Source organism: Siansivirga zeaxanthinifaciens CC-SAMT-1 (assembly GCF_000941055.1).
Taxonomy (GTDB): Bacteria; Bacteroidota; Bacteroidia; order Flavobacteriales; family Flavobacteriaceae; genus Siansivirga; species Siansivirga zeaxanthinifaciens.
The window spans coordinates 3015782-3040698 of record NZ_CP007202.1 but is presented as its reverse complement, the minus strand read 5'-3'; the positions used below and the strand labels follow the sequence as shown (position 1 = coordinate 3040698).

Annotated in this window: 11 protein-coding genes; 10 read left to right on the top strand and 1 reads right to left on the bottom strand. The window is 33.2% G+C overall.

Going from position 1 to position 24917, the window contains the following annotated elements; translation table 11 throughout:
- The first annotated feature begins 4 nt into the window (after positions 1-4).
- The 3 genes from AW14_RS13225 to AW14_RS13215 are packed head-to-tail and all read left to right on the top strand — an operon-like array spanning position 5 to position 5960.
- Entirely contained in the window at positions 5-3043 is a 3039-nt protein-coding gene (locus AW14_RS13225) for a SusC/RagA family TonB-linked outer membrane protein (protein WP_084708902.1), read from the top strand.
- A gap of 56 nt (positions 3044-3099) precedes the next feature.
- Positions 3100-4791 (top strand): RagB/SusD family nutrient uptake outer membrane protein, encoded by a 1692-nt coding sequence (locus tag AW14_RS13220; RefSeq protein WP_169744669.1) that lies wholly within the window; start codon positions 3100-3102, stop codon positions 4789-4791.
- A gap of 35 nt (positions 4792-4826) precedes the next feature.
- Positions 4827-5960: a DUF5627 domain-containing protein gene (locus tag AW14_RS13215; protein WP_044639234.1), complete on the top strand. Its 1134-nt coding sequence runs from the start codon at positions 4827-4829 to the stop codon at positions 5958-5960.
- Between the two features lie 79 nt (positions 5961-6039).
- Here the strand turns inward: AW14_RS13215 and AW14_RS13210 are convergent, their stop codons facing one another.
- The gene (locus tag AW14_RS13210; protein ID WP_044639233.1) at positions 6040-6924 is read right to left on the bottom strand and encodes a helix-turn-helix domain-containing protein; all 885 of its coding nucleotides are present in this window, start codon (positions 6922-6924) and stop codon (positions 6040-6042) included.
- Between the two features lie 316 nt (positions 6925-7240).
- Between AW14_RS13210 and AW14_RS13205 the strand changes: the two genes are divergently transcribed.
- From AW14_RS13205 to AW14_RS13175, 7 genes are all read left to right on the top strand, one after another.
- Positions 7241-10408: a family 78 glycoside hydrolase catalytic domain gene (locus AW14_RS13205; protein ID WP_044639232.1), complete on the top strand. Its 3168-nt coding sequence runs from the start codon at positions 7241-7243 to the stop codon at positions 10406-10408.
- Between the two features lie 14 nt (positions 10409-10422).
- Positions 10423-11832, top strand: a complete 1410-nt coding sequence (locus AW14_RS13200; protein WP_044639231.1) for an L-fucose/L-arabinose isomerase family protein — start codon at positions 10423-10425, stop codon at positions 11830-11832.
- 277 nt (positions 11833-12109) lie between these two features.
- Entirely contained in the window at positions 12110-14860 is a 2751-nt protein-coding gene (locus AW14_RS13195) for a family 78 glycoside hydrolase catalytic domain (RefSeq protein ID WP_052647522.1), read from the top strand.
- Positions 14861-15579: 719 nt separating this feature from the next.
- Positions 15580-17244, top strand: coding sequence for a GH39 family glycosyl hydrolase (locus AW14_RS13190; RefSeq protein ID WP_044639229.1), 1665 nt, complete (start codon positions 15580-15582; stop codon positions 17242-17244).
- Between the two features lie 489 nt (positions 17245-17733).
- Positions 17734-19434: a sulfatase gene (locus tag AW14_RS13185; protein ID WP_044639228.1), complete on the top strand. Its 1701-nt coding sequence runs from the start codon at positions 17734-17736 to the stop codon at positions 19432-19434.
- A 937-nt stretch (positions 19435-20371) separates the two neighbouring features.
- Entirely contained in the window at positions 20372-22249 is a 1878-nt protein-coding gene (locus AW14_RS13180; protein ID WP_044639227.1) for a T9SS type A sorting domain-containing protein, read from the top strand.
- Positions 22250-22344: 95 nt separating this feature from the next.
- Positions 22345-24723 (top strand): alpha-L-rhamnosidase-related protein, encoded by a 2379-nt coding sequence (locus AW14_RS13175; RefSeq protein WP_044639226.1) that lies wholly within the window; start codon positions 22345-22347, stop codon positions 24721-24723.
- The last annotated feature ends 194 nt before the right edge of the window (positions 24724-24917 follow it).

The following is a 24917-nucleotide window of genomic DNA, read 5'->3' as shown; positions in this document are numbered from 1 at the left end:
AAAAATGAAGATAAATAAATTATATAAGTTGTTTACTCTGATGTGCTTAACCTTGTTTTGCTTTTGGAATGTTGCAACTGCTCAAACAAAAGATGCAAAATTCTTGGTATCTGTAGTTGATGAACAAGGTAGTCCTTTAGAAGGAGTAAATGTTTTTGCTCCCAAAGGAGTTAAAGTAACCACCGATAGTAGTGGTAAGTTTCAAATTGTAATTCCCGAAGAGGAAACTATTGTAATTCAAAAAGATGGTTACGAATCTAAACTGCTTTCAATTACAGATATAACAAATCTAAATTTTAATTTAGTTTTAGAGAAATCTCAGTTCTTAGCGTCAGAAGATGATGAGATTAAAATGGGAGTTACTACCAAAGATAGACGTGATATAGTTGGATCTGTTTCTACAATTAATACTAATGACCGTTTAGTATATGATAATACACAGTTTGTTAGAGATTATATTACAGGTTTAACAGTTGGAGTTAGAGGCTCATCGAATATTAGAGGTATTGGCAATGCATTGTTTGTAATTGATGGTGTTTTTGGTCGTGATCCTAATATTTTAAATATGGAAGAGGTAGAACAAATTACTGTTCTTAAAGATGCAAATGCAGTTGCATTATATGGTAGTCAAGGTAGAAATGGTGTAATTATTATAAACACAAAACGTGGTAAAATAAATAGAAATGAGGTTAATGTAAATATTCGTTCTGGTATAAGAACGCCTTTGGCATTACCAAATTATTTAGATGCAGCTACGTTTATGGAATTACGTAATGAGGCTTTTAGCAATGATGGATTAGACTTAAATGTGGTAGGTTTTTCTCAAGATCAAATTCAAAACACTCGAAATGGTTTAAACCCTATTGAATATCCAGATGTTGATTTGTATGATTTTATTCAACCATTTGTTAGTACTCATAATGTTATTTCTGAGTTCTCTGGTGGAGGTGATAAATCTCAATATTATGTTAATGTAGGATGGCTTTATAATGAAGATTGGCTTAACATTAATGAAGATATAAATGCTGGATCCAATCGTTTTAATGTTAGAGGTAACATAGATTTTAAGGTAAATGACTGGATTACAAGTAGTATTGATGGGGTTGCGATTTTTAGTAATTCTAAAAGCTCTAGAGCTAATCTTTTAAGTGCTGCTCCTACATTTATTCCTTTTGATTATGCGCCTTTTCTTCCAGTTAGTGCTTTAGATATTGATAATAATCCAGATCTTGCAACTTTATTAGCAGGAGCTAATGTGTTTGATGGAAATTTACTAGGTACTGCACAACAGCTTGGAGTAAATGCACCTATAGCTCGATCTATTGCAGGTGGTTTTCAAAATAACGTATTTCGCGTAACACAATTTAATAACACAATAAATTTAGATCTTTCTAAAATAACAAAAGGATTATCTGCAAAAACTTACTTAAGCTTCGACTTTTTAGATTCTTATACCACATCTATATCTAACCAATACAGAGCTTATGCTCCAACATGGCAAGATGGTAAAATAATTGCATTACAAGACTTCGGTGAAGATAGAAGAGATTTATCTGAAAATGTTAGCTCTAATGGATTTACATCGCGTATAGGGATGTATGCATTAGTAAATTATGAAAAAACTTTTGCTGGTAATAACTCTTTAAATACAACACTTTTGGGTTATTACAATTCAGAAAAAAGAGATGGTGTTATTCAAACTGATAGAGATTCTCATATAGGATTTCAAATGACCTATGATTTTCAGAAGAAAATATTTGTAGATTTTTCTGGAGCTTATGTGAACTCTCTTAAATTACCAAATGGTAACAAAGGTGCTTTCTCTCCAACATTTGGTTTAGGTTATATTTTAAGTGAAGAGTCATTTTTAAAAGACAGTGATTTTGTAAATTACTTAAAATTAAAAGCATCTGGTGGAATTATTAAATCTGATGTAGGAATTAATGGTTATTATTTATACGATGAAAACTATTCAGATGGTGCAAATTTTACTTGGGCAGATGGTGTATACTCTAACAGAAGACAAAACATTTCACAAGGTGCTAACCCAGATTTAGGTTTTGAACAGCGTATTGATTTAAACTTAGGTTTTGAAAGTTATTTAATGAATTCACTTTGGATAGAAGCTAATTATTTTAGAACAGAACTTGATAAACAGTTAACTATATTAGCTGATCAATATCCTTCTTATTATAATACATTTAGACCTTTTAATAACTTTAATGCTAATTTATATACCGGTTTTGAATTAGGTTTAAATTTTAATAAAACCTTTAATGATTTTTCAATAGGAATTGGTGCAAACGTATTATACAGTCAAACAGAAGCTTCAAAACGATCTGAAACTAATGAGTTTGAATATCAAAATAGACAAGGAAGAGAATTATCTACCATATATGGATTAGTTAACGATGGTTTTTATTCTGCTGCTGATTTTGATGTTAATGGAGATTTAATAAATGGTTTGCCAGAACCTCAGTTTGGAGAAGTTAAGCCAGGTGATTTAAAATATATAGACCAAAACGGAGATGATATTATTGATAATGATGATAGTATTGATATAGGACAGAGTGCAAGCCCATGGTCTTATGGAGTTAATCTTAATTTAAAATATAAAAGATTTAACTTATTTGTATTAGGTACAGGACAAACAGGTGGACTTGGTAATAAATTAACTGGTTTTAGCAATTACTTCAGCCCAAATGGAACCGATAAATACTCAGAAGTAGTTTTAGGTCGTTGGACACCACAAACTGCTAATACTGCTACTTTTCCAAGATTAACTTCAGGTGATAATCAAAATAACTTTAGAACATCATCGTTCTGGTTATATGATACTAGTTTCTTTGAGATTAGTCGTGCCCAATTAACATATGAATTCAGTGAGAACCTATGTAAAAAAATTGGAATGGAAGATTTTAGTTTAAATTTTCAGGGATATAATCTTTTTGAAGTTGCTAAAAATCGCGATATCCGTCAGTTAAATGTCGGTGGTAATCCTCAGGCTAGAACTTATACACTTGGTGTAAGAATGTCATTTTAATTAAAATAAATATTTAGATAGATAAAATGAAAAATTTAATAAAATATATAGTAATTATGGCGTTTTTTACGTGCATAATTAGCTGTGATACCATCTTAGATCCAATTGATGAAAACAGATTGGACTTCGAGTTTACTAGTACCGATCCTGCTTCTGCAGAAGGTATATTATTGAATGGTTATTCGCGTTTAATTGATCAGTTTACCTTTATTGATGCTGCAACAGATGATGCTGTAAATAACCAACTAAATAATAGTTTTAAGCGTATGGCTCTTGGTGAGTTAAACGCTCAGTTTAACCCTACTTCACGTTGGAATAATTACGAAAGCATCTTATGGGTAAACAAATTTCTAGAGATTATTGATGCTGGTGAGATTGTATGGTCTTCAGATCAAGATATAAATGAAATGTTTTATTTACGTATGCAAGGTGAGGCATTAGCATTAAGAGGTTTACATCATTTTTACGCTTTACAAGCACATGCGGGTGTTGGTACTTCAGGACAATTATTAGGAGTTCCTTACATAAAAGAGTTTATAGAATCTGATGGTAATTTTAACACACCTCGTTTATCATTTGACGATACAGTTAAGGCTATTATGGCAGATTTTGATGCTGCACTTGATTTATTACCTACTGATTATTCTAATAATGCTTCAGCTATAATACCAATTTATCAACAATATGATTTTAATAAATATCAAGTAGTTAATGGTTCTCGCTATAACTTAAGAATCTCTGGTAGAATAGTTAAAGCTTTAAAGGCGCGTTTGGCACTTTTTGCTGCGAGCCCATCATTTTTAAATGATCAAGGATATTACAATCTAGCTGCAACATATTCAAGTGAATTGTTAAATACTATTGGAGGAATTTCTGGTCTTGCTAGTAATGGTCTTGATTACTATAAAAGTTACAACGAGAACAATGATTCAGAAATGATTTGGAGAGGTACTATAGGTGGACCAAGTTCTGGTATTGAGCGTCGAATGTTCCCACCTTCTGTAAATGGTAATGGAGAAATCAACCCATCACAAAATTTTGTAGATGCATTCCCTATGCAAAGCGGTTTTCCTGCTACAGTCGCTAATGGATTTGATCCTCAAAACCCTTATGCTAACAGAGATCCAAGGTTAGCAGAGTTTGTAGTACTTAATGGATCATCTTTTGGGGGTGGCTCTATTAATACTGGTGTAGGAGGAAAAATTGATAGATTAGATTCTATTCCTGAATTTTCAACCAAAACTGGTTATTATCTTAAAAAATTATTACGTCCTGATGTAAGATTGAATGACGATGGTTCTTCAGTTGGTCAAAGACATTATGATGTTTACTTTAGATATACAGAATTATTCCTAATATTTGCTGAAGCAGCTAATGAAATTGGTGGCCCAGACCAACAGATTAATGGTATGACACCTCGTCAAGTTATTGAAGCTATTAGAAAGAGAGCAGGTATAGCTCAGCCAGATAATTACTTAGCATCTATAGCCTCAAAAGAGGCCATGAGAAATCTTATTAGAAATGAACGAAGATTAGAATTAAGTTTTGAAGGACACAGATTTTGGGATTTAAGAAGATGGGGCTTACCTTTAAACGAAACTATAAGAGGTTCATTTTTTAATGGTACAAGTTATGTTGATTTACCTTCTGTAGAAAATAGAAATTATCCTTCATTTGCTACTTATCTGCCAATACCTAATGATGAAGTTTTGAAATTTCCTGAGATTGAACAAAATACAGGATGGTAAGAACATAATTTTAAAGAATTTAAAAAACATTTAACATGAAAATAAAATTAGTTGTAATAATAGCCTTAGTATTTAGCTTAATGGCTTGCGAGAATCAAGAAATTGCGAAAGATGATTTTGGCTCAACTTCGGTCTTTTTTCCATTTCAGACTCCTGCTAGAACTTTAGTTTTAGGAGAATATGATTTAGGTTTTAATGATAACGATAACAATGGACGATTTGAAATTGGTGTTGTTATGTCTGGAGTTTTTGAAAATAAAATAGATAGAAAAGTATATTTTGAACTTGCTCCAGAATTAATAGATGCAAATATTTTAGGAGTAGATTCTGTGAATGTACAAATTTTACCTTCTTCTTATTATACAATAGAGCAACAAAGTCCAGTTACTATTCCAGCGGGTTCCATTAATGGTCGTATTCCTATACAACTTAGTGATGCTTTTTTTGATGATCCACTTGCTTTTGCTGCAGAAAATCAAACGCATTATGTAATTCCATTACGAATTACAGACTATGAAGAATTAGATTCTTTATTAACAGGAATTCCTATTGTACCTAATCCTATTAAGATTAAAACAGATGATTGGAATCCTCTACCTAAAGATTATACTCTTTTTGGTATTAAGTTTATGAATAAATATCAAGGAGTTTATTTACGTCGTGGTGAAGACAAAGTTGTAGGTACTTCTGAAGTTTTTACTGCTTCTTCAGGGACTACAGTTACAAATGATATTAATTCTACTTCTGTTTATCAAGAAGAATTTGTTGAAAGAGATGAAGTAGTTCCAGTAATGACTACTGGAAGGAATAGTGCCTCAGTTACAAATCGTGTTAGAAGAGGAGATATTCCAAGTACTGATAACGTTTCTTTAAACATGACATTCGATAATAATGGAAATATTTCGATAACAAATGTGCCAGGTGACAAATATACTGTAACAGGAACTGGTAGATATGTTGAAGATGGAGATGAATGGGGTGGCCAAAAACGTAATGTAATGTATCTTGAGTACCAGTATAGTGATGTAGAAGTTGTAGAACAAAGAGTTTTTGGGCAATTAGTTTCTCGAACAACAGTAGATTTATTACATACAGTGAAAGATACTTTAGTAATAAGAAACAGAGATGTAAAATTCGAAGAGTTTACTGTTCAATTAATAACAAAATAGTTTTTTAGTAAATGTGTATTTAACATTTGCTTAAACTTTAGATATAATCAAATAGCGGGAGAATATTCTTCCGCTATTTTTATTTACTTATATTTTTTATATTTCTAAATTTTCCCGGAGCCAAACCCGTTTTACGTTTAAATAAACGATTAAAATATACATCCGATTCAAATCCTAGTTCAAAAGCAATTTCTTTTTGTGATTTGTTTGAGTTTAAAAGTAACTCCTTAGATTTTTCAATTTTTATAAGAAGATGGTATTGTAAAGGCGAAAGGCCTGTTTGTTTTTTAAAATCTATTCTAAATTTAGAATAACTTACTCCTAAGCTTTGAGCAATTTCCTTTAAATTAAGGGTTGAGTTGATATTGTTGTACATGATACTTTTCGTTTTCGATATCATGGAGTTTAAGGTTTCAATATAACTTCCACCACTTTTTATATTATATAAGTCGGCCATAAGTTGAATGCAAATACCTGAAGCAATTCGCTGAAAGCCATAAGGCTCTTCATCAAATAGTTTAAAAAGTGAATTAAAATGATTTAATATACAGGGCTTGTTACATTTAGAAATAATAGGTTCGTGAGTGTTAAAAAAACCATTCGATAGAAATTGTGATGCAATTTTTCCTGAAAAACCTACCCAACGCTCGGTCCACCCTATACTTTTTTTAGGTTTGTATCGATGCCATACTCCGGGAAATAATAAAAATACATCGCCATCGCTAACGTTAATTTTTCCAGTTTCCTTACTTTCAAAAACACCTTGACCTTTAGTGATAAATACTAAATGAAATTCATCTAAAACACGCCCCTTTTCCCATGTGAAAATGTATTGATCTGGATGATCTTTTGAAGGGTAATCAGTGTTTTTATTAATAACATTTCGTCCTAAATTATTAACATAAAATCCCCAGGAGCTATCTTTTTCACTAGTAATTAAATATTTTCTATACTTATTTGTCATATCATTTTGTTCAACTAATTTATCAAATTGTTAATTGCTATCTCAAATAAATATAGCGAAATTTAAATACTTAAGACCTCTAAGGTTTTATTAAAAGTATAAGCGTATAGGTACCACTATTATGTATTTATTTACGGAGTTAAAATTTAGAAAGGTTTGCTCATATATATTTATAATAAAACTTTAATTCATTATCTTAAAAATGTAATATTAACTAAACTATCACCACTTTATGCATCAATTTTGTAAGCAACTTTTCATAATAGTATTAATTGTATGTATTTCAAGCTGCAAGTATCCATCTTCAGTTTCACCAATGGATCTAAAATGCGAATACAAAACGAATTCCTTAGGAATTGACAATACAACACCTCGATTTAGCTGGAAATTAGTAGATGCTAATAATAATAGGGGGCAAAAACAAACGGCTTATCAAGTATTAGTAGCTAGTAGTTTAGATAATTTAAAAAATGATCTGGGTGATTTATGGGATTCAGGTAAGTTCGATTCTAATCAATCTGTAAATAACAGATACAATGGCATTCCTTTAGTCTCAACTAACCAATATTTCTGGAAAGTTAAGGTTTGGGATGCTACTGGTATGGCATCTCATTGGAGCGAACCCGCTACATTTTCCATGGGGCTTTTAAATGCTTCCGATTGGAAAGGTGATTGGATTCACAAACTCGACCAAAAAAAAACGGACCATAATTGGTATCGGAAAACCTTTAAAATCAATGAAAAAGCTACTTCAGCGTTCGTATATGTTGCTTCTTTTGGCTATCATGAATTGTATGTTAACGGACAAAAAGTAACCGAAAATGTGATTAATCCAGTTTCATCATACATGAAAAAACGCATTCCTTATTTAACCTATGATATTGCGGAATTCTTAAACAAAGGGGATAATGTCATTGCTATTTGGCACGCAGCAGGTTGGGCACGATGGGACCGTATTTCTGAGTATCGTAATCCACCATTTGTGTTTAAAGCGCAAGCCAATATCACAACAATTAAGGAACAAATAATTTTAGCAACCGATGATACTTGGAAATGCAAAAAAAGCCATAGTTCTTATTACGGCGATTGGGATATTTTAGATTTTGGAGGTGAAACCATAGATGATAGATTAAAGGAAGACGACTGGAATACCGTTACTTACAATGATGCCAATTGGGAAAATGCCCATATTTACAATGCTGAAAAATTAAATGCATCACTCGAAGCAATCAATGATTCGGTTGAAGTTAAAGAAGATAAACTTATAGGGAAAGATAAATTTCAAAATAGAAAATTCAGCCCAATTACCGCGCAACTGAGTGCGCAAATGGTAGAGCCTCAAGTTAAGTTTAGAGAAATCAAACCCATGGCCATCTCTAAAAATGAAGACGGTACGTATCGAGTTGATATGGGCGAAAACTATACTGGTTTTTTTGAAATGGACTTGTTTCAAGGTAAAGAAGGCGATTCTATTTTATTTGAAATTAGCGATGTAGCAGATGTGCGTTCTAATTGGAAGCAAAAAAGCAAATACATTTTTGGGAAGTCGGGCAAAGGCACCTTTACAAACCGATTTAATGTAGCCGGTGGGCGCTGGATTACCGTTTACGGTTTAAATTACGAACCGAGTTTGACCGATGTAAAAGGTTTTGTAGTTACTAACGACCGTAAAATTATTAGTAAGTTCCATTCTTCAAGCGAACTACTCAACAAAATTTATAAGATTAATTTAGATACCTACATCGCAAATACCATGGATGGTATTTTGGTCGATTGCCCGCATCGAGAACGACGCGGTTGGGGAGAAGTCACTGTGGCCGCAATGTATGGTGATGCGTTACCCAATTTTGAAAGTGGGGCCTACATGGATCAGTATCTTCAATATACCCGCGATGCGCAGTTGCCTGACGGACAGATTCGTGGTATTGTAAATGAAAATGACCGTCCTTTTTTAATGTGGAAAGCCAATAGCCCGTTAACAGTTTGGGAAACCTACAGAATGTTGGGTGACAAAAAAGTACTGGAAGACAATTACGAGTCTATGCAAAAATGGATGACTTGGATGTATCAAAATTCTAATTTCGAAACAGGCGGTGCATTAATAACGGGCGAGCAAGGCGCCAGAGAATTTCCAGGTTTAGGCGATTGGTGTACGCCACGAGGTAATTTCTGGACCAGCAGTAACTCACCCGAAGCCATTCATTTTAACAATTGTATTTATGCGGTAATGCTCGATAATGCAGAGAAAATGGCTTTAGAATTAGGTAAAACCGAAGATGCCAAAATCTATGCCAATCGTTTAAAAGTACAGCGGGAAGCAACGCATAAAATGACTTACAATGCTGAAACCGGACAATATGGTAATGGCCAGCAAGTTAATCAAGCCTTTGCTTTATTGGCAGGGGTAACTCCTGAGTCTGAAAAACAAAAAGTCTATGATAATTTAGTAGATAACGTTCTTTATAAATTTCCGTATTACGATACCGGTAGCTCAGGTCAAGCACTGTACACGCGTTATTTTATCGAGTCGGGAGAACGCATGGATTTAATTTATGAGTTGCTTCAAGATAAGCACCACCCAAGTTATGGCTATTTTATAGAACAAGGGAAAACGGTATGGCCAGAACGTTGGTCTGCCGTAGGTAATAGTCAAATTCATACGTGTTATACCGGAATTGGAGGCTATTTTATTAAAGGATTTGGCGGAATTAGACCAAATTCAGTAAGCTTGGGTATGCAAAACATGGTAATAAAACCAGCTTTAGTTGGTGATTTAACCTTTGCTAATACCGAATACCAATCGATGTATGGTCATGTGGTGGTTAATTGGAAAAAACAAGATAAAGGCGCAACATTCCATATTGAAATTCCAGTAAATACAAATGCAATTATTTATTTACCAGCAACTTCAAAAGAGGTTGTTTTTGAAGGTGATAATTTAGTAGAAAAAGTTAAAGGCGTTAACTATGTAGGTTCTGAAAAAAGTGATGCTGTTGGAAATTATGTCATTTATAATGTAGCATCTGGTGTTTATGATTTTAAAGTAAATGAACTTCCAAAAGTAACCTATCCAGAACCATTAGGAACTTCAAAAAATTTAGCAACTTTAGGCAGAATCAATGCTTCAACGATGTTTATTGAAACCGAAAAATTACCAGGTTTTGAAGCATTTAAAGCAAACGATGAAAACAATGAAACACGTTGGTTGGCTAACGACTTAAATAATCAATATTTAGAGGTGGAATGGATAAAACCACAGACTTTTAATAAAGTGATTATTGATGAATTTGAAAATCATATTTCAGCATACAAAATACAATATTGGGATAAAAATAGATGGAATGACCTTGTAAGCGACAGAACTTGTGGAGCTAATAAAACGCATAGCTTTGAGTCTGTTACAGCTTCAAAATGTAGAATTTTTATTGCTGAAGCTAAAAAAGCACCTTCGATTTTAGAGTTGAAAATATATCAATCAAATTAAAGATAAAAAACAAAATGAAACTAGGATTATATGGCATTGGATTAGATACCTATTGGCCACAATTTAAGGGCCTATTCGAGCGGTTAGAAAGTTATCAAAATCAGATAGCCGATAAAATGAGCGAATTTGGCGCAGAGGTTGTAAATGTCGGCTTGATTGATTCGCCCATAAAAGCAAGAGAAGCCGCTGATGTACTCAAGAAAAACGATGTGGATATGGTGTTTTTGTATATTTCAACATACGCGTTATCATCCACTGTTTTACCAGTTGTTCAAAAACTAAAATGTCCCATTGTGATCCTGAATATCCAACCAGTTGCTGCTATTGATTATGAAAATTTCAATAAAATGGGCGATCGTGGATTAATGACGGGCGAATGGCTAGCACATTGTCAAGCTTGTTCTGTTCCCGAAATTGCAAACGTATTTAACCGCACCGGATTAGATTACGAATTTGTAACAGGCTATTTAGGCGAACAAGCTGTTTGGGATGATATTCAAGATTGGATTGATGCTGCGAATGTAGCTTCAGTAATGAATAACAATAGATTGGGCGTTTTAGGGCATTACTACTGCGGTATGCTAGATGTGTATTCCGATTTAACAAAACAATCGGCCGCATTTGGCACACACATAGAGATTGTTGAAATGTGCGAAGTAAAAAAATATAGAGACGAGGTAACTGAAACAGAGATTAAAACAAAAATTCAAGAATTTCACAACGCGTTTGAGGTTGTTGCAGAATGTGAAGAAGCAGAATTGATTCGCGCAGCAAAAACATCCGTCGCGCTTGATAAATTAGTTCAAAATCATAACCTAGGTTCTTTAGCCTATTATTATGAAGGCGAATCGGGCAATGAATACGAAAATATGGTAACTTCCATAATTGCAGGAAATACGTTGCTTACCGGAAAAAATGTGCCTGTGGCTGGTGAGTATGAAGTGAAGAATGCCCAAGCTATGAAAATTATGGATGCTTTTGGTGTTGGCGGCTCTTTCTCAGAGTTTTATGCCATGGATTTCAATGATGATATTGTAATGTTGGGGCACGATGGTCCTGCTCATTTCGCCATTGCCGAAGGAAAAGTTCAGTTAGTACCCCTTCCAGTATATCACGGAAAACCAGGTAAAGGCTTGTCTATTCAAATGACGGTTAAGCACGGTCCAGTTACCTTACTTTCAGTGGTAGAAGGTAAAGATGATGTCTTTTTATTAGTTGCTGAAGGCGAATCGGTTGAAGGTCCTGTACTGCATATTGGAAATACCAACAGCCGGTACCGTTTTTCAATAGGGGCACGCGCTTTTATGAACGAGTGGTCTAAACAAGGGCCTTCACATCATTGTGCCATTGGAGTTGGGCATATTGCCAATAAAATAGAAAAATTGGGGAATTTATTGAAATTAAGAGTTGTTAGAATTTGCTAAAAACTAAACTAAACTAATACATAATGCAAGCAATTTTAGGCGTGTTATTTCATTCATTAGGTGGTGTTGCCGTGGGTAGTTTTTATATGCCTTACAACAAATAAAGTGGATGGGATTTGCAACCCTAATTAGATGCCGAACCCTTAACCAGAGAACGTATAGGATTAAAACATATGTTTGCTCGTTCATCAACTTAAAAAAAATAGAATGTATACAAAATAAGGATTGTAAATATTCAAACTTATATAATCTCTATATTGATAATTAAATCTATCGTATGAAACACTTAATTTTATCATTTTTCATTTTATTTTCAGTTGATATAGTTGCACAAATACACCCCATCGATTTAAAATGCGAATACCTTACAAATCCAGAAGGTATCGACATGCAAAACCCACGTTTATTTTGGCAATTAAAATCTACCGAAAATGTGCAATATCAAACTGCTTATCAAATTATTGTTGCAAGTTCAAAAGATAATATTGATAAGAATATAGGTGATGTTTATGATTCGAAAAAAGTAACTAGTTCACAGAGTATTCAGATTGTTTACAAGGGCAGAAAACTTAATCCTGCTACGGCATATTTTTGGAAAGTAAGAGTCTGGGATAAAAACAAAAAAGTATCAGAATGGAGCGAGCCAGCAACATTCTCAACAGGACTGTTTTCAGTTGATGATTGGAAAGATGCTCAATGGATTGCATGGCGCAACCAAGATGAATGGGTTAAAGAATGGTGGCGCAAAAAAGAAATTGAATCCCAATGTACAGAGTTTCGTTTACCAAGTTATTTTGGTGCTCGTATGAATCTCTGGGAACGCTACAATTTCTACCACGACTCGCCTTACGACCCAGCACCACTTTTGCGAAAAAAGTTTAATGCAGATAAAAAAGTGAAAAGTGCTCGAGCTTTTATTAGCGGAATTGGTTATTACGAATTGTATGTTAATGGTAAAAAAATTGGTAATCAGGTTTTAGATCCAGGTTGGACCGATTATAGAAAAACTATTTTGTATGCAACACACGATATTAGCAAAGAAATTATTTCGGGCAATAATGCTGTTGGCATTATGTTGGGCAGAGGGTTTTACGGTCAACTAGCATATGATCATTGGGGTTTTTATAAAAAAAACGGGTATGTAGGGCAACCCAAATTGATGTGTCGCATTAAAATAGAGTACACCGATGGAACTTCAAAAGATGTTATAAGTGATTTAAGTTGGAAGATTACCGGAGGACCAGTTGTTTACGATGGTCCACATATGGGAGAAATTTATGATGCTACCAAAGAGATTAAGGATTGGAATATGGCTTCTTTTGACGACTCAACTTGGGAAAATGTAAAACCTGCTCCATCTCCAGGCGGAAAGTTAATATCACAACTGTGTCAGCCAATACGTGTTACTAATACTTTTCATCCTGTAAAAACGATGTACAAAGGTAATTATGGAACATGGTTCGACGCAGGAACAAACCTATCTGGCTGGGTACGATTACGAATTGAAGGTGCAAAAAAAGGACAACGAATACTTGTTTATTTTGGAGAGAATGTAGAGCCATCAACTATTCATCAACCCGGAGCAGCTCAACAAATGGCCTATATAGCTAAAGGAGATAAAGTAGAATACGCAGAATGTAAATTTTCGTATAAAGGATTCAGGTACTTTCAAGTAGTAGGTTTAGAAAAGGTGAAACTAGATATTGAAGACGTGGAAATATGCGAAGTACACTCCGATGTCCCTCGAGTAGGTCAATTTTATTCTTCAGACAAAACAATTAATGCGGTACATGAAATTTGCCGTAAATCACTCATATATAATTTACATAGTATTCCTACAGATTGTCCGCATCGCGAAAAAAACGGTTGGTTAGGTGATGCCGTAACAGGTATGGAATACGGAATGGCCAATTACGATTTAGCGGCTTTAATAACCAAATTCACGCGTGATATTTTTGATACGCAAGATGCATTGGGAGGCATGTCAGCTATTGCTCCTGCCAATGAGTATAGGAATGGGAATTCTACGCTTTGGTCATCGGCTGCAGTTCATCTACCTTGGTATATGTATAATTATTATGGTGATACCCGTTTGTTCGAGAAATACTGGGATAAAATGATGCTGTGGGTTAATTTTTCATGGAAAAATAATAATTCTAAAGAAAAAGATGGCATGTTCAGTGAAGCTTACAACGACTGGGTGCCACCTTATGATGCTACCTATAAAGAACAAGGAAAACCGGGAGGAAATGAAGTGATAGCTTCCATGAATTTTTATTTAGTAATGAAACGCATGGCAGTTATGGCCGAAAAACTGGGCAAAAAAGCGGATAAAAAACATCTTGATGCTTTAATTGTCCGTATGCACAATGGAATACAGAAATGGGCTTTCGACGAAAAGAAAGTGGAGTATGCAGGATTGAAACCATTCAGCGAGTTTTTACCGGTAGTAAACATTTTAGCATTGAATTACGATATAGTGCCTGAAAAATACCGTGCGCAATTAGAGAAAAAAGTGATTGATAATATAGTAATTGATAAATCGAATCATTTGTGGGGAGGTGTATTTACAGTACACTCGGCTTACGAATACTTTCCAAAAAATGGCTATGCCGATTTAATGCATGAGGTAGTTGTTGACAAAACTTGGCCTTCGTTTGGCTGGATGATTAAAGAAGGCGCAACTACTTTGCCTGAAGGTTATAAGTTTACATCTTCGAATATTCATCATTTTATGGGAGCTGTAGATAATTTCTTTTACCGACATATGGCCGGTATTAATACAGATCCAAACGGACAAGGATTTCAGAAAATACTTTTCAAGCCAAATTTCATTCAAACAATGGATTTTGCCAAAGCCAGTTATAATTCAATTTATGGTGAAATAGAAGCAGAATGGAAAAAAACTGGAAATAGAACCTACGAATATAAGGTCGTGGTACCTACTAACTGTCAAGCCAAAGTGGTATTACCTGGAAGGATTGAGACTATTAATTCTGGAGAATATATGTTTAGTATTAAAATATGAAACATTATTTATTATAATATGTTTTTAGTTTAATCTTATATTAAGAGATAATAAACTTAAACAATTAAGAATGATTAATTAACTAACATTTGTTAAACACGATTCTGTTAGGATTAAATAAATTGTATTGCTTGGTGTTTTGGATTGCTTTTTTGGTATTGCGCTTTTAGGTAAAACGGGAATGATTGAGGAAAAGGAACTATCTAAAGAAGAAAAGAAAAAAGTGTTTTAGAGTTTAATTTAGTTAAAGGGTTGGTTGTTGCCATTCTTTCAGGAATTTTAAGCTCAGTTTTAAGCTTCGTAATTAAAGTAGGAAGCCTTTACTAGATGTTGCCGTTGCCGCTGGCTATGAGCACTTATTTGCCGAAAAAATGTGGCTTTTTTGTTGATTATTTTTGGCAATTTAACAACAAATGTGCTTTAGACAACAATAGGGCTTATTAAAAATAAATGATATAAAGAATTTCCAAATACCAATACGCCTCTTATTAAAAATGTAATGTATTAAGCAATTGTATTAACCATTTGGTTTTTACAATTCCTCTTTTATGGTATGGGCTTAAGTATATTGGATAATGGAGCCAGTTTCTAGATATTACATATATCAACAATAATTCTAACCTTAAATTTTAAAATAAATAAGGAGTATACAGGACAATACAGGGTATCAATTGTTTTTTTATTTAATATATTATCTTTTGTACTTGATTTTTTTATATATGAAAATTATTGTTCTTTCTTTTTTGTGGTTTATAATTTCAATTTCTATACAAGCACAAGTAAAATTTTCTACAGATTTTACAAGTGAAAGTAAAAGGAAATTTCCAATTCATGATGTTTGGAATGCTGCTAATAGAATAAGCCCAAGAAATGGGTCTACTATTCGACCTGGACTTAAGATGAACATTGTTAGGATGATTGAAGGGATAATAAAAGTTGTAAATGGAGTTCCTTATATGGATTTGGATTTTGATCCATGTTTGTACGACTCAATTAATAACGTTTACGTTTACAGATGGGAACCTCTTATTGAAAGGTTAGATAAACTAATTAATTCAAAGACAGAAATTTTTCAAATTGCTTTAGATCAACCACCATGGGCATTTCAACATGGTTACAAATTCATTCCAACTGGTACAAGAGATAATATTAATTTTCGTGAAAATGAAAGAATGTCTAAATATGGTAACTCCCTCCCACCAGCTGATAAACGGGCCTATCATGATTTTATAAAAGCTTTGATGGTTAAGTTGGTTGAGACCTATGGTAAAGAAAAAGTTTTGTCATGGCGTTTTAGAGTAGGTTCTGAAATAGAAACGCCAGAACATTGGTATGGTACCAAACAAGACTTTATAGAACATTTTGCAAATACTGAAAGTGCCGTAAGATCTGTTTTACCAAATGCCATAGTAGGTTTGCATACTAGAGAACATGGTTTTCTTAAAACAGGAAAGATGTTAAATTACAAAGGCGAACCTTTTGCGTCCTTTATAGAAGACCTCATAGATTATAACTTTGCGAATAATGTAAAATGTGACTTTTGGGGGCTTTCAGATTACATTAAAATTGGGGACAGTAGCTCAAGGAACATGCGAGACAAGTATGCTAAAAGTTTCGCGCCCCTTATTAGTAATCCAAAATGGAATGCTAACACAACAATAGATCTCATGGAATATAGCACGGTAACCACTATGAATGGAGCAGATGGAAGAGGTGTGCTAATTACTTGTGAAACTACACATAGAGACATTGTAGAATTGGTTTTGTCCAACATGTTTTATAAATATAATAGCAAAGGGTTAAAATATATTTACAGGTGGGCAAATGGAATAGGTAGTGAAGATCCTGAAGGCATTAAAGAGATAAAGTCTATGTTGGGTATGGTTCGTTATGAAACTAGTATAACCGGAAATCCAAATACAGCTACCAACGAGTTGGATGCTATTTTTGCTAAAGATGAAACTCAAAACGAGTATGACGTTTTAATTTATAATTACAATAGTCAATCAATTAACTATATAGAAAGTGAAGCAGTAAATGTTTCATTCTTTACTGCATTTCCAGTAGGAACTACGCTGTATTACAGAAGTAAATCTTACGGAAAAGAGAATAATAAACTTCAAAATTTTTTAGTAAACAACTCGAATTTTGTAAAAAGTGGTTTCGATAATAAAGGAGCTGCAAATCGTATATTAACACCTGAAGGATATAAAGCCTATAAAAATTATGAAAATCCAAACCCACATTTATTTACGAAATGGAAAAGTGTTACTACCACTGCGCGTAGTGATGGGAAGTCTGGATCTGAAGTTAATGTGGATACAAAAATAGGGTCTTTTGCTTTCGAAAAATTTGAATTTAGATATGGTGTTTTTGAAGATTAATGTCTAGGCAACTGTCTTTTTGACACATATAAAGGATTTTAAATTTAAACAGGGGGTTAAATATGTTTTCTTGAAGAAAAACACCTTCATGACAATGTTGTAAGGTTAATATCTTTATTTTAAATAGGTATGGGAGCAATTTAAAAAGGTATGCCCAATGCATATTCTAACATAAAATTTAAATGAAAATAAATTAAAATCAAAACCAGTAATATTTTTTAGGCCCTTTATTATGTCTTTTAGTTGGTTCTAGAACACCAAATAATAAACTGAAAACCAATAAATCAATTAAAGCAAAAACAGGAAGTTGGAGGTAAGTCGATTGTACTTAATTTATCATCATTTTATAATAATAAGTATTAATTTGCCAAATACTTACATTTTAGTCCATATCATGTTCAAATGTTAAAAAAGATAAAGTTTTAAAATAAACAGAGCCAAAATAAATTACCTAATTTTACTAGTAAACATAATTTAAATAAACACATTATGAGATTTTATCTATTTGTATTTGTTGTTTTAATAACTTTAATTAGTTCTAGTAATAATAAAGCTAAACACAAGCCTAACATTATATTCATATTAGCCGATGATTTTGGTTATATGGATGTACAGGCTTATGCCGAACGCACATTAGGTGTTAGTAAAAATTTAATGTATTATGAAACTCCTAATATTGACCGTTTGGTAGCAGAAGGTGTTGCTTTTGACCAAGCTTATGTAAATCAGTTATGTTCTCCTACCCGTGCAAGCCTAATTACTGGAAAGTATGCTGCAAGGCTTGGTTTTACAACAGCAACACCTGAAAGGGCAACCTACTATAATCAAAATTTACCTGTTCCATTAGGTAGTTATGCACACGATGTAATTAATCATGGCGATAACATTAAAATTGAAATGGCTTGGCTCAATGGAAGTTCAAACACAGCGCTTCCATCGGGAGCTTCACCAGACAACGGATGGGATGAAATGACTATTCCCGAAGCTCTCTCCGATTATTATTCTTGTTTTATAGGTAAGTGGCATTTGGGAGGACACGGTGCCAAAGGTTACACGCCTTTTGATCAAGGATTTAACGAAGCCCCTGCTTGGTTCGATGCAGGTGCTTCAAAATACCTTAACTGGCGGTCCATATGGAACAATCGTTCAAAATCAAGATTTCCAAATGCTCCACAAGACTATAATTATTTAGGTGATAGTGGCGAAGAGACAGGAATGAATTATTTAACCGATGATTTGACCGAGCAAGCTATTCGGTTTATCGAAAAGCGATCTAAATCTAAGGACCAACCTTTCTTTTTGTATCTATCTCATTTTGCAGTTCATGGTCCATATGAAGCTAAAAATGAAGATGTTAATTATTTTAAAAATAAAAAAACAAAAGGATGGAATAACCATAAGAACGAATATTATGCAGCAATGATAAAAGCTTTAGATAATTCTGTTGGTTCGATTTTGAATAAATTACAAGAATTAGGTTTAGAGGAAAATACCTTAGTTGTTTTTATGTCAGATAATGGAGGAATAGATTATAGAGTAACTCCAAATGGAAAAATAACAAGTAATTATCCTCTTACGGGAGGAAAGGCTTGTTTAAACGAAGGAGGCATTAGGATACCTCTAGTTTTTAGATGGAAAGGAACTATTGCAAAAGGTAAATGGAGTCATCAGGTCGTAGATTGTAATGATATTTTCCCTACGCTATTAGAAGCGGCAAATCATAATCCCGAAATACATTATAATAAGGAAAATGGTATTGATGGTAGAAGTTTATATGGCTTGTTAAGTGATGTAAATAACAAACAAAATAGTTATCAACGCAAGACATATTATTGGTATTATCCATTTAATGTAATTTATAATAATCCATACGACGGATTGAGTTTAACACCACATTCAGCTATTCGTGAAGGGGACTATAAGTTAATTTTTGATTGGCACGGTCGTTTAAAATTATTTAATATAGAAACAGATATTTCGGAAACTAATAATCTTGCAAAACAAATGCCTGATCTCACTAATAGGTTATTTGATAAATTAATGGTTTGGTCAAAAAAAAATGTAAAAGCAGCATATTGGCCAAAATTAAACCCCAATTATAAAACAGAGGAAGATGTTCATGATGTTCCTTTCGTTAATTTGTTGAAAATTTATAACGAAGGGGGAAACGTTGCTGCAGGTGCTAATTAGGCTTTTGTATACTGTTAAATATGTTTGTCTGTCTTTTTTAAACCAGATAAATCACAAAATAATGATAACTAAATTCATTAAAAATCACTGATTTTGTTTTAGTTAATAGCATTTTATTCTCGAAAAAAATAGATTACGTTAGGTACGTAATTTCAAACTAAAGATTCCAGTTAGTTAAAAAAAAGCTACATATAAGTTGCCATTACTATAAAAATGTTTTTTATATATTATAAAGCATTTACGAAAGATACAAATAAGAATAAATGACTTAGTTTACTATTGGGTTTGATTATAAAACAAAAAAAAGTAAAGAATAAAAGCCATTAAACCTATACTATTAGAATTTGTTATTATAAACTTAGGTGTATAATTATTTGTTTAATTACTTCAATTTAACTTTAAGTTATTAAAATATTATTGATAATTGTTTTGAGAGTTTATAGTCTGCTTATTATATGCGTGACAGTACAGGATAAAATACGTAAATACTTGTTTTAAATTTATCGAATAAAAGATAATTAGTGCTTAAAAAAATATTATGGATTACAAAAATAGAGGAATAGTACAAGTTAGTTTAATTTTTAGCTTAGCACTTTAAGCATCATTTAGTTTTACTCAAACATCAAATTTAGAAGATGCTCAATGGGTATGAAAACAAAAAAATGGATATGCCAACACTTGGGTGGGTTTTGAAAAAAACAGTAACATTAGATGAAATGTTCAATCAGGGATAAGTGCGGATTTCTTGAGATAGTATTTTGGTTATGAATTAATATCAGTTTGTCCTGTATAAGACATCATATAAATACATTTCGATAAATAATGAGATAACGAGTATAGAAATAACAATTTTTACCCAAATGGCTACAATATTTTAAACTAAAATAACTATTAGAATACCCTTATTTAAACAATTATAAACAGAAAACTATTAATTATGAAATATAAAACAATTAAATATTTAAGTCTTTTACTATTTGTTTTTGGAACAGTATTTTTGGCTCAATCTCAAGTAAAAGAGAGTTCCTTATGGGGGGCTAATGGTGTTAATTGGGATCCAGCTGGACGACTTCCTGATTTTTCTTATGCAGGATATAAATCATCAAATGAACCTTTGCCAGATATTCCCATAGTTTCTAATCTTAGCACAACAGGAGCAATACCTAACGATGCTATTGATGATAGTGCTGCTATACAAAGTTTAATTAACCAGCAAGCTTCTCTGCCTAGAAATCAACGTGGGGCTATTTTCATTCCAAAGGGAACCTGGGTTATTGACAACCCATTGTTATTAAATATATCTGGTGTTGTTCTTAGAGGTGAAGTTGATTTAAATGGAAAGCCTCTAACTACATTTTATTTTCCAGACGCAACATCTTCTACAACTGGATATCATATAAGTATGAGTGGTAGTTTTAAACGCATTAATATTGGAAGTGTACAATCTGATGTTTCACAAGGTTTAAATCAGTTTAATGTTACAGCTGGAAACACACTGAGTGTGGGTGATTTTATTCAATTAGAACAAAAAGATCCTGCAGATGAATCTTTATCAAGTTACTTATTTGGTAATATTGATGCTATTGGTGCTAGCACCAAAGATCTTTCTATTTATCCTACCATATTTACCTGGTATGCATACGTAACAGCAGTAAATGGTAATACGATTACATTTGATAGACCATTACCTATAGAGGTTAGAACAACTTGGTCTCCTTACATTAGGAAAATGAATATGGATACGACCATTTCAGAAATGGGTATAGAAAATATTTCATTTGTTTGTAATAATAGTGAAGCTTTTGTACATAATATATACAGAGGATTCAAGATTTTACAATTAAATCAAGTAATTAATTGTTGGGTAAGAAATGTTGAATTAGTAGACTTAGAGTATGGCATTAGCATTCGTGGAAAAAGTTGTTATAATACAATAAGTGGTGTTGTAATACGGGATGAAAAAAGAAACATACCCTTACCACCAGTTGAACCAAAGAGTACATTTATTTATAGAATGAAACAACAAGCTGGGGGTGGGCATCATCCGTTGGAAGTGTATCAAGGGTATTATAATCTTTTTGAAGATTTTGAGTTTAAAGAAATTCATTGGCACGAATTAACTGTAGAAGGCACGGCTGCTTTTAATGTTTTTCGAAAGGGTAAAGGAGTGGCGATTGCTTTTGATAATCATAGAAATTTTCCATACGCCAATCTTTGGACAAATATAGATCTTGGCAGACCAGAGCGTATGTGGTGGAATAGTGGTTCTAATCAGATAGGTGTTCCAGGCAGAGAAAGAGGTCCTAATTGCGGTTTTAGAAATACTTATTGGGGGATTACCTATAAAAATATAGTTCCTGATATCGAAATAGAACCTGCTGAAACAGATGGATTTAGTTATTTAAATTACATAGGGGTTGAAGGTGCTCGTAAACAAAGTTCACCAATAGACAAAGTAAATAGTCAATTAGTCGAAGTTTCGGGTGTTGGAGAGTGGATAGCTCAACCAGATTTATTTTTGGCTCAATTAGAACGTAGAACAACAAATCCACTTAGTACAGATGATTTTGTAAAAAATACAACTTTTGTCAAACTTCATCCAAATCCGGCTGAACATGAGTTTAGCCTTGAGTTTAAAAAACTCGGAAAAGTAACAGTAAACATTTATGATGTTTTTGGGAAGTTGGTTTATTTTAAAGTAACTAATGATAACCTATTGGTAAAGAATAACGGTGTTTTTAAATCTGGTCTATATCTTATCAAAGTGGGTACAGATGATAACAGGTTTTATTACTCAAAACTTATTATTAAATAGGTTTTTCTTGTTTACAATTTTATAAAATTAACAACATTACGATTAACAAAATTATTAATAATAACACAATTAAAACTCAATTATAAAAAACACAAATGATCCCAATAAGTAAAAAAACAACAAAATTCATTGCTTCTTTAAGTTTAATTTTATTAACGTCATTCAGTTTTTCTCAAACGCCTAACTGGCAAGGCGCACAATGGATATGGCAACAAGAAGATGGGCCATCCAACACCTGGATGAGTTTTAGAAAAACAATTTTTATAAATGAAATTCCAGAAACTGTTGAAGCAAATATTTCAGTCGATAGTAAATTTTGGTTATGGATTAATGGCGAAATGGTGCTCTTTGAAGGAGGTTTGTCAAGAGGTCCAAGTCAAGCAGGAGAATGGGATAGAAAAAACAAAATAACACCAGCAAATTCGTGGTATGAGACTGACAATATTCAACCGTATTTAAAAAAGGGTGAGAATACCATTGCCATTTTGGTGTGGTATTGGGGACGTGAAACACACAAAGGAACTCATATTGATAGTAAAAAAGGAGGTCTTTTGTTTTCGGTGAATATTGGTGGTCAGAAAGTGGTTTCAGATGCTTCATGGAAAGCGATACAACATCCTGCTTATGATAACACTATTGAACCTTCTAGTAAAGCTTTAGTTCAGTACAGTATAAAATATGATTCACAAAAAGCCATGAACGATTGGTCAGATAAGGCGTGGTACACTTCAGGTTTTTCAGATAAAAACTGGCCTAAAGCCATTGAAAAAGGTGTGGCTGGTACTGCACCTTGGTATAATTTAGAACCTAATATTATGCCTCATTTAATCAATCACGGATTACAGGATTATGCCAATACCACTGATTTAAAATTACCATTTACAAGCAAAGGCGAAACCATTAAGTGTAAGCTTCCTTTCAATAAACAAATTACCCCATATTTTGAAATTGAGGCTAAAAAAGCAGGAGATACCATTTTTATAACTACTGATAATAAACGTAATGGAATTACAGCAACTTACATTACTAAAGCAGGAACACAATCTTTCGAAAGCTTTTCGTGGATGAATGGTCATGAAATAAAATATACCATTCCTGCAGGTGTTAAGGTAAAAGCCTTAAAATACCGCTGGATGAGTGTGGGGGAAATGGCAGGTACATTTGAAGTTGATGATGCTTTTTACCAACGCTTATGGTGGATGGGGAACAACACCTTATTTGTTTGTGCACGTGATAATTTTATGGATTGCCCAGATAGAGAGCGTACTTTATGGATAGGTGATGTAGCCGACCAAACAGGCTATATTTTTTATTCGATGGACAATGCGGGTCGTCAGTTATTAAAGAAGGCTATTTTACAAACCTTGGCATTTAACGAAAACGGAGTTATTGGTGCATTAGGACCGCTTAGAGTGCGTGAATTGGTTGCGCAAAGTTTGCAGTTTATTGCACAATGCGTTTGGACCTATTATTTAAATACAGGAGATAAAGAAACCTTGGAAAAAGTGTATCCATACATGTATAATTATCTAGCTTTATTCCCTATGAAAGAAAACGGACTGCCAGAATACCGCAAAGGGAAAAGTCCAGATGCTTGGGATTGGGTAGATTGGGGCGTAAAAAACACCATCGATAGCGAGCCTATTCAAGCAGCTTTTTATTATTTGGCATTGAATGAAGCTAAAAAAATGGCAGAAGTTTTAGGTAAACAGGATGATATTAAATGGTATACCAATAGATTGCAAACAATGAAGCCAGCTTTTGACAAAGCCTATTGGAAAAATGGTTTTTACAGTTCTAATCCTGAAAATCTAAAGGATGATAGGGCCAATGCTATTGCCATTGTTTCGGGTATTGCAAAACCAGAATATTACAACCAGATTGTTGATAATGTATTAATTCCAAACCGTTTTTCGAGTCCGCATTTTGAATGGATTGCAGAAGAGGCCATGTGTATTGCTGGCAGACATAAGGAGTCTTTACAAAGAATGAAAGACCAATATCAAAGTCAGGTTGATAAAAAGGAGATGACAACGTTGTACGAAATGTTTCCTAATGGCGGAAGTTACAACCATGCTTGGAATGCGCCTAATACTATTTTATCAAAATATATTGCAGGAGTTGTACCTACTAAAGTGGCTTGGAGTGAATATGAAATCATGCCTAATCTAGTTCATTTAAAAAAATTAAAGCAAACCATACCGGCGGTAATAGGTGATATAATTATTGATGTGGAAAAGACTGATAGCACATATACTTTAAATTTAAAATCTCCTGAAGTTTGGAAAACTACGGTAATTGTTGGTATACCAAAGGCAGGAAAAGAAATTAGTAAAGTAGCGTTTAATGGTGTTGTGTTGTGGGAAAAAGGGAAAGCAAACAAGGGTATGAATAGTGGGGTGTCTGAGGATGATAAATTTTTAAAGTTTAGATTGTCATCACAAAATTGGCTTATAAAAGCAACTTATAAATAACTAAAAATAATCAAGGTTTAGTTTAAATACTTCAGTTTGGGTTTAAGGTTTTTACGCTAATAAACTAATTGTAAGGTGTTTAAAACTTATTTTGATATGAAATCGCCAGTAACTAGAAGTTTGCTCAAGCAAATGAAATTCGCTGAACACATATGAAACTATTGACTCAGTGAAGCAAACACCAATGAGTAAAA

Excerpts from the sequence above, each read along its gene's own strand:
- AW14_RS13205 (WP_044639232.1), top strand. The coding sequence starts at position 7,241 with ATGGATCTAAAATGCGAATACAAAACGAATTCCTTAGGAATTGACAAT.
- AW14_RS13180 (WP_044639227.1), top strand. The coding sequence starts at position 20,372 with ATGAAATATAAAACAATTAAATATTTAAGTCTTTTACTATTTGTTTTT.
- AW14_RS13175 (WP_044639226.1), top strand. The coding sequence starts at position 22,345 with ATGATCCCAATAAGTAAAAAAACAACAAAATTCATTGCTTCTTTAAGT.
- AW14_RS13210 (WP_044639233.1), bottom strand. The coding sequence starts at position 6,924 with ATGACAAATAAGTATAGAAAATATTTAATTACTAGTGAAAAAGATAGC.
- AW14_RS13195 (WP_052647522.1), top strand. The coding sequence starts at position 12,110 with ATGAAACACTTAATTTTATCATTTTTCATTTTATTTTCAGTTGATATA.
- AW14_RS13185 (WP_044639228.1), top strand. The coding sequence starts at position 17,734 with ATGAGATTTTATCTATTTGTATTTGTTGTTTTAATAACTTTAATTAGT.
- AW14_RS13190 (WP_044639229.1), top strand. The coding sequence starts at position 15,580 with ATGAAAATTATTGTTCTTTCTTTTTTGTGGTTTATAATTTCAATTTCT.
- AW14_RS13220 (WP_169744669.1), top strand. The coding sequence starts at position 3,100 with ATGGCGTTTTTTACGTGCATAATTAGCTGTGATACCATCTTAGATCCA.
- AW14_RS13225 (WP_084708902.1), top strand. The coding sequence starts at position 5 with ATGAAGATAAATAAATTATATAAGTTGTTTACTCTGATGTGCTTAACC.
- AW14_RS13215 (WP_044639234.1), top strand. The coding sequence starts at position 4,827 with ATGAAAATAAAATTAGTTGTAATAATAGCCTTAGTATTTAGCTTAATG.
- AW14_RS13200 (WP_044639231.1), top strand. The coding sequence starts at position 10,423 with ATGAAACTAGGATTATATGGCATTGGATTAGATACCTATTGGCCACAA.